The sequence below is a fragment of the Acidovorax sp. genome (assembly GCF_016783915.1).
Classification (GTDB): Bacteria; Pseudomonadota; Gammaproteobacteria; order Burkholderiales; family Burkholderiaceae_C; genus Acidovorax.
Genome location: NZ_JADHVT010000156.1, coordinates 1 through 10,345 on the forward strand (window position 1 = coordinate 1; position 10,345 = coordinate 10,345).

9 protein-coding genes and 1 pseudogene are annotated in these 10,345 nt (G+C 63.7%); 2 read left to right on the top strand and 8 right to left on the bottom strand.

What is annotated here, in order from left to right; all coding sequences use genetic code 11:
* Together ISS20_RS20600 and ISS20_RS20605 are read left to right on the top strand one after the other, a co-directional pair.
* Positions 1–867, top strand: a pseudogene (locus ISS20_RS20600) (class I SAM-dependent methyltransferase); the annotation flags it as partial.
* Positions 868–877: 10 nt separating this feature from the next.
* Complete coding sequence (locus ISS20_RS20605) at positions 878–1,192, top strand: DUF1840 domain-containing protein (protein ID WP_291439096.1); 315 nt, start codon at positions 878–880, stop codon at positions 1,190–1,192.
* A gap of 122 nt (positions 1,193–1,314) precedes the next feature.
* Here the strand turns inward: ISS20_RS20605 and ISS20_RS20610 are convergent, their stop codons facing one another.
* From ISS20_RS20610 to ISS20_RS20645, 8 genes are all read right to left on the bottom strand, one after another.
* A complete protein-coding gene (locus tag ISS20_RS20610) occupies positions 1,315–2,394 on the bottom strand; it encodes a tripartite tricarboxylate transporter substrate binding protein (RefSeq protein WP_291439099.1) in 1,080 nt (359 codons plus the stop codon).
* Between the two features lie 244 nt (positions 2,395–2,638).
* The gene (locus ISS20_RS20615) at positions 2,639–3,625 is read right to left on the bottom strand and encodes a tripartite tricarboxylate transporter substrate-binding protein (RefSeq protein WP_291439101.1); all 987 of its coding nucleotides are present in this window, start codon (positions 3,623–3,625) and stop codon (positions 2,639–2,641) included.
* Between the two features lie 338 nt (positions 3,626–3,963).
* Entirely contained in the window at positions 3,964–5,211 is a 1,248-nt protein-coding gene (locus ISS20_RS20620) for an AMP-binding protein (RefSeq protein WP_291439103.1), read from the bottom strand.
* 223 nt (positions 5,212–5,434) lie between these two features.
* Positions 5,435–6,247 carry an ABC transporter ATP-binding protein gene (locus ISS20_RS20625; RefSeq protein WP_056060067.1) on the bottom strand — a complete coding sequence of 271 codons (813 nt, stop codon included), beginning with the start codon at positions 6,245–6,247 and terminating at the stop codon, positions 5,435–5,437.
* A gap of 224 nt (positions 6,248–6,471) precedes the next feature.
* A complete protein-coding gene (locus ISS20_RS20630; RefSeq protein ID WP_291439105.1) occupies positions 6,472–7,800 on the bottom strand; it encodes an ABC transporter substrate-binding protein in 1,329 nt (442 codons plus the stop codon).
* Positions 7,801–7,926: 126 nt separating this feature from the next.
* The gene (locus ISS20_RS20635) at positions 7,927–9,003 is read right to left on the bottom strand and encodes a branched-chain amino acid ABC transporter permease (RefSeq protein ID WP_291439107.1); all 1,077 of its coding nucleotides are present in this window, start codon (positions 9,001–9,003) and stop codon (positions 7,927–7,929) included.
* A gap of 28 nt (positions 9,004–9,031) precedes the next feature.
* The gene (locus tag ISS20_RS20640) at positions 9,032–9,961 is read right to left on the bottom strand and encodes a branched-chain amino acid ABC transporter permease (protein ID WP_274107406.1); all 930 of its coding nucleotides are present in this window, start codon (positions 9,959–9,961) and stop codon (positions 9,032–9,034) included.
* Positions 9,962–9,976: 15 nt separating this feature from the next.
* A partial coding sequence (locus ISS20_RS20645) for an ATP-binding cassette domain-containing protein (protein WP_291439109.1) occupies positions 9,977–10,345 on the bottom strand: 369 nt, incomplete at its 5' end.

Below are 10,345 nucleotides of genomic sequence, written 5' to 3' on the forward strand. Positions count from 1 at the left end.
TGCCTACTACCGTTCACCCGACCTGATGCTGGCCCAGGCACAAGAGGCCAAGCTCGACGACATCTGCCGCAAGCTGCAGTTGCAACCCGGCGACCGTTTCTTGGACATGTGCGCGGGCTGGGGCGGCCTGGTGCTGTGGGCGACCGAGCACTATCGCGTGGACGCCACCGGCATCACCCTGTCACGCGCAACCAGCATGTGCATGTGCTGCGGCTCATTGAAGAGCGCGGGCTGCAGGGGCGCGTGCGCATGCAGCTGGCGGACTGCCGCGAGCTGCAGGTGGAGCAAGCCTTCGACAAGATCGCTCCGGTGGGCATGTTCGAGCATGTGGGCCGCGCGCAGATGTTGCGTTACTTTGAGACAGTGTCCCGACTGCTGCGTCCGGGCGGGCTGGTGCTGAACCACCGCATCACGGCGGGCGGGATGGACAACGCGCAATTGGGCGCGGGCATGGGTGACTTCATCGAGCAATACATCTTCCCGGGCGGCGAACTGTTGCAGCTAAGCACGGTGCTGCGCGACATGGCCCGGGCGGGCCTGGAGATGGTGGACACCGAGAACCTGCGCCCGCACTACGTGCGCACGCTGTGGGCGGGGTCCGACGGGCTCGAAGCCCGATTGCCTGCAGCCCGTGAGGTGCTGGTCGCACAAGGTGGGGTGGAGCAGGGTGGTAAGGTCTTGCGTGCGTACCGCCTGCATCTTGCGGGCAGCGCCCTGGGTTTTGAACGTGGCTGGATGGCGTTGCATCAACGACTGGCCATCAAACCGGATGGCGACACGGCCAGATGCCTTATGCCAGGCGCACAATCGAGCTATCCGTTCACCCGCGACTACATGTATGCGGACCCTGGCAACCTCCTCCGATAGGCCATTGACCATGCTCTACAAGTTCAAATCCCGCGCGACTGCCGACCTGATCATGCTCGAACCCCAGGGGCGCCAGATCGTGGCCATCATCGGCAAGACCCCCGGCACCAGCGGCATCGTGACCGCTGCCCAGATTCCCGGCGCCATTGCAGCGCTGGAAGCGGCCGTGATCGCCGACGAAGCCCAGCCCGAAGCCCAGGAAAACGATGAGGCCGCGGCTGAAGAACTCAACGAGGCCGTGCGCTTGCGCCAGCGTGTTGCGCCGTTCATCGAAATGCTCAAGCGCAGTGCTGCGGCGGATGTGGATGTGGTCTGGGGTGTGTGACCTGATCGCAGGTACTCTGATCGGTAGCAGGTTTTGAGAAGGCTACCGTGGCGTCCTGTGATTGCGCGCAGGCCTGACCCAGGCCCATCGCCGATGGGCGAGTGGCCTGGGTGACGGAGCCATCAATCCACCTTTGCCCCTGACGTCTTCACCACCTGCGCCCACTTCTTGTGCTCGTTGTCGATGTGCTTGGCAAATTCGGCCGGGGTGTTGCCGCCGGGGATTGCGCCTTGGGCCAGCAGCCGCTCCTTCATGGCCGGCGTGGCCAGGGACTTGGCGACTTCCTGCTGAATGCGGTTGACGATATCGGTGGGGGTGCCAGCCGGGGCCAGCAGGCCGAACCAGGAGCTGGCCTCGTAGCCCTTGAGGGTGGGTCCACCGGCCTGCTCCACCGTGGGCACATCGGGCAGCGCGCCTGAGCGCTCGGAGCTGGTCACGGCCAGTGCGGTGAGCTTGCCTGCCTTGATCTGCGCCATCGACGAGGGCAGGTTGTCAAACATCACGTCTGCGTTGCCTGCCACCATGTCCATGAGTGCCGGGCCCGAGCCACGGTAGGGCAGGTGCAGCATGAAGGTGCCGGTCATGCTCTTGAACAGCTCGCCGGCCAGATGGATCGACGTGCCGTTGCCGCTGGAGGCCATGTTCATCTTGCCGGGGTTGGCCTTGGCCACCCGGATGAAATCCTGCACGTTGTGAATGCCTTGGGCCTTGGCCTTGTCGGCATTCATCACCATCACATTGGGAACAGCCGCCACCATGGTGATGGGCACAAAGTCCTTGATGGGGTCGTACGGCAGCTTCGCGTACAGCGCGCGGTTGATGCCGTGGGTGCCCACGGTGCCCATCAACAGCGTGTAGCCGTCGCCGGGCGACTTGGCGACGATCTCGGCACCCACGTTGCCGCCAGCGCCGGCGCGGTTGTCCACGATGAACTGCTGGCCGAAGGCCTTGGACAGCTCGGGTGCCATGGCGCGGGCCAGGATGTCGGTCGTACCACCGGGCGCAAAGGGCACAACGATGCGCACGGGCTTGGTGGGCCATGCACCCTGGGCGCGTGCGGTCGAGGGCAACAGCGCCGCAGCGCCTGCCAGCGCGATGGCACTGGTGGCGGCCAGGACCAGCACCTGGCGGCGCGCGCGTGGATGGGCAGCAACCGTTGCGACGGAGGGGCGGGTGGGGGCGTGAACGGAAATGCGTGCCATGGGGGTCCTTGTTGGAAGGGGGGAGGTCTGTCTGTACTGGTTCTACGCGCGCTGTTGCGGTTGGTGCAGATGGATAACCCCAATCCCGTCGCTGCGGCGCATCTGCAGGGGGCGCGGGTCTCGCGCATTGCGCGGTTGGTACACCACCGTACACCCATGAAAAAAGCCGCAACGCATCGTGCGACGCGGCGGCTTTTAAAGGGGGGCAGCGCTCGCATGGCGAGCCTGCCCGGGGACGATGGGATTAGTCTGCGTAGGTGCCAGCGGCCTTGATGACGGCACCCCACTTGTCAATCTCGGCAGCCACAAACTTCTTGTGCTCGGCGCCTTCAATGCGCTTGTCGGTGATGACCACGGCGCCCAGAGCTTCCTGCTTCTTGATGAATTCAGGATCCTTCAGCGCGACCTTGAGGGCTTCGTTGATCTTCTTTTGCACGTCGGCTGGCGTGCCCTTGGGGGCGTACAGGCCGTGCCAGATGCTCACGTTGAAGTCTTTCAGACCCGATTCGGCCAGAGTGGGCAGGTCCTTGAGCGCGGGTGTGGTCAGGCGCTTGGCGGTGGTCACGGCGTACGCCTTGACTTTCTTGCCTTCGATCTGGCTGGTGGTGTTGGTGGTCTGGTCACACAGCAGGTCGATCTGGCCGCCAATCAGGTCGGTGATGGCGGGGGCCGTGCCCTTGTAAGGCACATCCGTCATGTCCGTCTGCAGAGCGGACTTGAACATCAGGCCGCACAGGTGCGAGGCCGCGCCCAGGCCCGCGTTGCCCAGGTTGATCTTGCCCTTGTTCTGCTGGATCCAGGCCGTCAACTCCTTGAAGTTGTTGGCTGGCATGGTGGGGCGAGCGATCAACGTCATGGGCACTTCGTTGACCATACCCAGGTATTCAAAGTCGTTGGGCACGCTGAACGACAGCTTGCGGTACAGCGCAGGCATGGTGGACATGCCAATGTGGTTGAGCAGCAGCGTGTAGCCATCTGGCGCAGCGCGGGCCACGCGGGCAGCACCGATGGAGCTGCCTGCGCCGGCGGTGTTGTCCACCACCACCGTAGCGCCCAAAGGTTTGCGCAGCGCCTCAGCCAGGTCGCGCGCCACACGGTCGGTGGGGCCACCCGCCGCAAAGGGCACCACCAGGGTGACTGTCTTGTCCTTGGCGGGGAAGTCCTGCGCATGGGCGCCAAAGGCGGCCACTGCAGCGGCAGCGACGAGGGCGAGTTTCAGCGTTGTTTTCATGGGTGCTCCTGTAAATGACGGGCCATGATAGCGAGGGGCATTTCCGGCAACATTGCGGATAGTACGTAGCACACAAGCCATATGGTCTTTAAGCCAAAGAGGCCTGTGGTGCAGATGCTTATTGGCTCAAATGCTATATAAAATATAGCACTTGTAAGGGTAAACACTGCGGTACCCCGGCGCGCAAAGTGGACATGTTTTGCGCTGCCGCAAGGGCTGGCGCGATGTCCTGGCCACTGATGTGCATGCACATCTTTTGGGCGCCTGCATGCGTAGCCAGCACCGGCTCGCGCCGCGCTCCGGCCGACCCTGCGAGCACGCCAGCGGGCTCTCAGGGGCTACTTGTAGCTGCGCGCGTCTTCGATGACCTTGCCATCGTTGGGCAGTGTGCCCGGGGGCACCATCTGCACCTCGCCGCGCAGCTTGGTCACTTCGCGGATGGCGTCGCTGAGCTGGTGGGCCAGGCCCTCGGCGGTTTCGGTGGTCTCCACCTGCAGCACCATCTGGTCGTTGGCCATCTCGCCGCTGACCACGAGCCGGGCGCGCTGCACCTGTGGAAAGCGCCGCGCGATGGTGGCGATCTGGCCGGGGTGTACGAACATTCCGCGCACCTTGGTGGTCTGGTCGGCCCGGCCCATCCAGCCCTTGATGCGGGTGTTGGTGCGGCCGGTGGGGCACTGGCCCGGCAGCACCGCCGACAGGTCGCCAGTACCAAAGCGGATCAGCGGGTAGTCAGGGTTGAGCGTGGTGATGACCAGCTCGCCCACCTCACCCTCGGGCACGGGGTCGCCCGTGCCGGGACGCACGATCTCGACGATCACGCCTTCATCCAGCACCAGGCCTTCGCGGGCCGAGGTTTCATACGCAATCAGGCCCAGGTCGGCGGTGGCGTAGCACTGGTAGCCCGCGATGCCACGCTCGGCAAACCAGTCGCGCAGCGAGGGCGGGAAGGCCTCGCCCGAAACCAGGGCCTTGGTCACTGTGGGCAGCGCCACGCCGATCTCGGCAGCCTTCTCGACGATGATTTTCAGAAAACTGGGCGTGCCGATGTAGCCCGCAGGCTGCAGCTCGGCCATGGCCTGCACCTGCTGTTCAGTCTGGCCCGTGCCGCCAGGGAAGACGGTGCAGCCCAGCGCGTGTGCGCCGGTTTCCATCATCGAGCCCGCAGGCACAAAGTGGTAGCTGAAGCTGTTGTGGATCAGCTCGCCGCTGCGAAAGCCTGCGGCGTGGATGGCCCGCGCCATGCGCCAGTAGTCGCGCCGCGTGCCCTCAGGCTCGTAGATGGTGCCGGGGCTGGCGAACACGCGGGTCATGCCCGGCCCAAAGCACAACGCGCTGAAACCGCCGAACACGTTGGTGGCACGGCCCGCCTGCTGGCGCTCCAGCAATTCGTACTTGCGCGTGACGGGAAGTTGCGCCAGGGCTGCGCGGCCGGTGATGGTGGTTGCATCCACGCCAGCCAGGATGCCGGCAAATGCGGGCGATGCCTTCTGGGCATGGGCGATCTGCTGCGGCAGCGCAGCCATCAGCGCCGCCTCGCGCTCGGCGGGGCTTCGCGTTTCCAGGGCGTCATAGAACGTGCTCATGCCTGGGTTTCCTTGTGAGGTTGTTTGAGTGAAATATGCCTCTAGCGCTTTTCAACCAAGCGTAAGCAGCTATGAGATTGAGAGTGATTTCGTTCGAGGTCTGAAAAAGAACACGGCCCTGGGCACCCGCGCTAACCCACCAGCGCACCCGTGGAACTGGCTTTGCCAGGCCGCGGGGTACGTCCCCCTGAGGGGGAAGGCGCGCAGCGCCACAGGGGGCTCCTCAAGCCAACCAGCGCTTGCGCCGCTTGTAGCTTTTGACATCCTTGAAACTCTTGCGCTCGCCGCCGCCCACGCCCAGGTAGAACTCCTTGACGTCCTCGTTGTTGGCCAGGTCGCTCGCGGCGCCGTCCATCACCACGCGGCCGCTTTCCATGATGTAGCCGTAGTCCGAGTACTTGAGGGCCATGTTGGTGTTCTGCTCGGCCAGCAGGAAGGTGACCTTCTCCTTGGTGTTCAGGTCCTTCACGATGTTGAACACCTCCTCCACGATCTGTGGGGCCAGGCCCATCGATGGCTCGTCCAACAGCACCATGCTGGGGTTGGCCATGAGCGCGCGTCCGATGGCGCACATCTGCTGCTCGCCGCCCGAGGTGTAGGCCGCCTGCGACGTGCGGCGGGTCTTGAGGCGCGGGAAGTAGTTGTAGACCTTCTCCAGGTTGGCCGCGATCTCGGCCTTGCTGGTGCGGGTGTAGCTGCCCGTCATCAGGTTCTCTTCAATCGTCAGGTGGGCAAAACAGTGCCGCCCCTCCATTACCTGCACCACGCCGCGCTGCACCAGGTCGGCGGGGGAGAGGTTTTCGATGCGCTCACCGCGCAGCTCGATGGAGCCCTTGGTGACCGCGCCGCGCTCGCCCTGCAGCAGGTTGGAGATGGCGCGCAGGGTCGTCGTCTTGCCCGCCCCGTTCCCCCCCAAGATGGCCACGATAGAGCCCTCGCGCACCTGCAGCGAGACGCCCTTGAGCACCAGGATCACATGGTTGTAGATGACCTCGATGCCGTTGACGTTGAGAACAATGTTGCTGTTGGAGTCCATGGTGTTGCCTTCCTGTACCAATCCAAAGGGTTGTTGCACAACCCTTTGGATTGGCGGCTGCCCCCGAGAGCGCAACCGCGAACCACTGGCCGTAAAAACCGTCGCAGCCCAAGCGAGGAACGCCGCGCAAGGGCCGCCCCGCCGCGCTGGCGTTGTCCCCCTTCCCGCAGCGCGAAGCGCTAAGAGAGAAGGGGGAAGCGGCAAAGCCGCTCAGGGGGATGTGCTTAGCTCTGGCAGTCCGCCGCATCCCGGCGCGTCATCTTCTTGTCCGCCAGGTACTTGTCCGCACCGGCCTTGACCATGGGCTTGAGGATCTGCTCATCGGCCTGGTACCAGTCGGACGAGAAGTTCCACTTGTTGCCGTCCCAGGTGTGCACGCGCGCCCAGGTGGAGCCCATGTGGTCGGCGCAGCTGGTGGACAGGGGACGCATCACGCCGCCAAAGCCCAGCGCGTCCAGCTTCTTCTGGTCCAGGGCCAGGTTTTCCATGCCCCAGCGCACTTGTTCGCCGGTCATGACCTTGCCCTTGCCAAAACGCTCCTGCGCGCGGCGCACCGATTCGACGGCCAGCATCTGGATGATCACGCCGCGCGTGTACAGCACCGAGCCCACTTCGTCCTTGGGACCCGTGCCCTGGCCCTTGTCGTGCACGTTTTTCAGGATGTCCTGGATCACCTTGGGCTGCTGGCCCGAGGTGTTCAGTGCCAGAGCGTTGTAGCCCTTGGCGCCTTCGCCCACGTCACGCACATCGGGCTCGGCACCGGCCCACCACACGCCGTACATCTTGTCGCGGGGGTAGCCAGTGGCCTGGGCTTCCTTCAGGGCGGTGGAGTTCATCACGCCCCAGCCCCACAGCAGCACGTAGTCGGGGCGGCTCTGGCGCACTTGCAGCCAGGTGGCTTTTTGCTCCACGCCGGGTGCGGTCACGGGCAGCATCTGCAGCTCAAAGCCGTGCATCTTGGCGCGCTCCTGCAGCAGCGGGATGGGCTCCTTGCCAAACGGGCTGTCGTGGTACACCAGCGCGATCTTCTTGCCCTTGAGCTTGTCCAGGCCGCCATTGGCCTTGCCGATGTGCTGGATCAGGATGTCGGCGCCGGTCCAGTAGCTGCCCATGAACGGGAAGTTCCACTTGAACGCCTGGCCGTCCTGCGCCACCGACAGGCCGTAGCCCAGCGTCATCAGCGGAATCTTGTCCACGGGGGCTTTTTCGGTCAGCGCAAACGTGATGCCGGTGGCCTGCGGGTCAAACAGCGACACGCCAGGGCGGCTCTTGAGGCGCTCATAGCATTCCACGCCGCGGTCCGTGGCGTAGCCCGTTTCACATTCTTCAAAGGTCAGCTTCACACCATTGATGCCGCCGTCGCGGGCATTGATCATCTTGATGTAATCCTGCTTGCCGTTGGCCCATGGGACGCCGTTGGGCGCATAGGGACCGGTGCGGTACGACAGCAGCGGGAAGAACTGCTCCTTGGCTTGTGCGAAGGCGCTCGTCGCGATGGACGATGCACCGGCAGCAACCACCGCAGCGGCGATCACGATTTTCGAAAGCTTCATGGATGTCTCCTTTGGATGAATGTGTTGAAGCACGGGGGAAAACAGAACAGATAGACAGTTAACGCGGCAATGCGACAGGGACGTATCGGGAATTGCGAGTAAGGGGTTTCCTGCAGCGTGGGCCTATCAATGCGGAAAGGGCCACAGACGCAGTTTTTGCTTGGCGGTGGACCACAGCTTGGCCAGGCCATGGGGTTCCACGATCAGGAACCACACGATCAGCGCGCCGAAGATCATCAGTTCGGCGTGCGAGACGCCCGCCGTGGACACCTCGATGCCAAAGAGCCCCATGAAGGCCGGCAGGAACTGGTTGAGCACGATGGGCAGCACCACGATGAAGGCCGCACCAAAGAAGCCGCCCATGATCGAGCCCAGCCCGCCGATGATCACCATGAACAGCAGGCGGAAGGAGATTTCCACCGAGAAGGCTGCTGGCTCCCACGCGCCCAGGTGCACAAAGGCCCACAGCGCACCGGCCATGCCCACGATGAACGAGCTGACCGCAAACGCGCTGAGCTTGGCGTACATGGGGCGGATGCCGATCACGGCGGCGGCGACGTCCATGTCGCGAATCGCCATCCACTCGCGGCCAATGGCGCCGCGCACCAGGTTCTTGGCCAGCAGGGCCACGATGACCAGCAACGCCAGGCAGAACAGGTATTTGCTGGTAGCGCTTTCGATGGGCATGCCAAGCACCTGCAGGTTGTTGACCGACACCGAGCCCGAGTCGGAGTTGTTGGTGAACCACTTGATGCGCAGGAACATCCAGTCGCTGAAGAACTGCGCGGCCAGCGTGGCCACGGCCAGGTACAGCCCCTTGACGCGCAGGCTGGGCAGCCCGAACAGGATGCCGAAGAACGTGGCGCACAGTCCGCCCAGGATCAGTGCCGGAATCAGCGGCATGCCCGGAAAGCGCACGAAGAAGTTGTAGGCGCCGTAGGCCCCCACGGCCATGAAGGCGCCCGAGCCCAGCGAGATCTGGCCGCAGTAGCCCACCAGGATATTCACCCCCAGGGCCGCCAGCGCCATGATGACGAAGGGGATCAGGATGGCGCGGAAGATGTAGTCGCTGGCCAGCATGGGCACGGCGATGAAGGCAATGGCCAGGATGATGCCGATGGCAATGCGGTCCTGCGAGATCGGGAAGATCTGCTGATCGGCGCGGTAGCTGGTCTTGAACTGGCCGTTTTCGCGGTAGAGCATGGAAGTCTCCTGTTCTTGTTGTTATGGGTTACACGCGGTCAATGATTTTTTCTCCAAACAAGCCTTGGGGCCTGAAGAGAAGAAACACCAGCGCCAGTACATACGCAAACCAGATCTCGATGCCCCCGCCCACGAATGGACCCAGGTACACCTCCGAGAGCTTCTCGCCCACGCCGATGATCAGCCCGCCGATGATGGCGCCGGGCACCGAGGTGAGGCCGCCCAGGATCACCACGGGCAGCGCACGCAGCGCCACGGTGGTCAGCGAGAACTGCACACCGAGCTTGCTGCCCCAGATCATCCCGGCCACCAGGGCCACGACACCGGCTACACACCACACGATCACCCAGATGCGGTTCAAAGGGATGCCGATGGATTGGGCCGCCTGGTGGTCGTCCGCCACGGCGCGCAGTGCGCGGCCGGTAGAGGTCTTCTGGAAGAACACCGACAGCAGTGCCACCAGCGCGGCGGCAATGGCCGCGGCAATCACGTCTTCCTTGTTGATCAGGATGCCGCCCTGGAACATGGACTCCAGGGCAAAGATGGGCTCCTTGGGCATGCCCACGTCGATCTTGTAGATGTCGCTGCCGAACAGCGTCTGACCCAGGCCTTCCATGAAGTAGGTGATGCCCAGTGTGGCCATGAGCAGCGTGGCGCCTTCCTGGTTCACCAGGTGGCGCAGCACCAGCTTTTCAATCAGCCAGGCCACTACGAACATGATGGCACCCGCAATCACGAAGGCAGCCAGGTTGGCCACGATGGGGTTGTCGATGCCCGTCCACTTGGGGATCCATTCGGCAAAGCGGGCCATGGCCAGCGCTGCAAACAGCACCATGGCGCCCTGCGCAAAGTTGAACACGCCCGAGGCCTTGTAGATCAGCACAAAACCCAGCGCCACCAGCGAATACAGCATGCCGGCCATGAGGCCGCCGATCAGTGTTTCGAGAAAGAATGCCATGTGTTGTTCTCCTGATCAGTGCGACGTGCCGAGGTAGGCACTGATCACGTCTTCGTTGCTGCGCACTTCGTCGGGGCTGCCGTCGCCGATCTTCTTGCCATAGTCGAGCACCACCACGCGGTCGCTGATGTCCATCACCACGCCCATGTCGTGCTCGATCAGCACGATGGTGGTGCCGAACTCGTCGTTCACATCGAGGATGAAGCGGCACATGTCCTGCTTTTCCTCCACGTTCATGCCGGCCATGGGTTCATCGAGCAGCAGCACCTGTGGCTCCATGGCCAGGGCCCGGCCCAGGTCCACGCGCTTTTGCAGGCCGTAGGGCAGTTGGCCCACGGGGGTCTTGCGGTAGGCCTGGATTTCGAGGAAGTCGATGATGTGCTC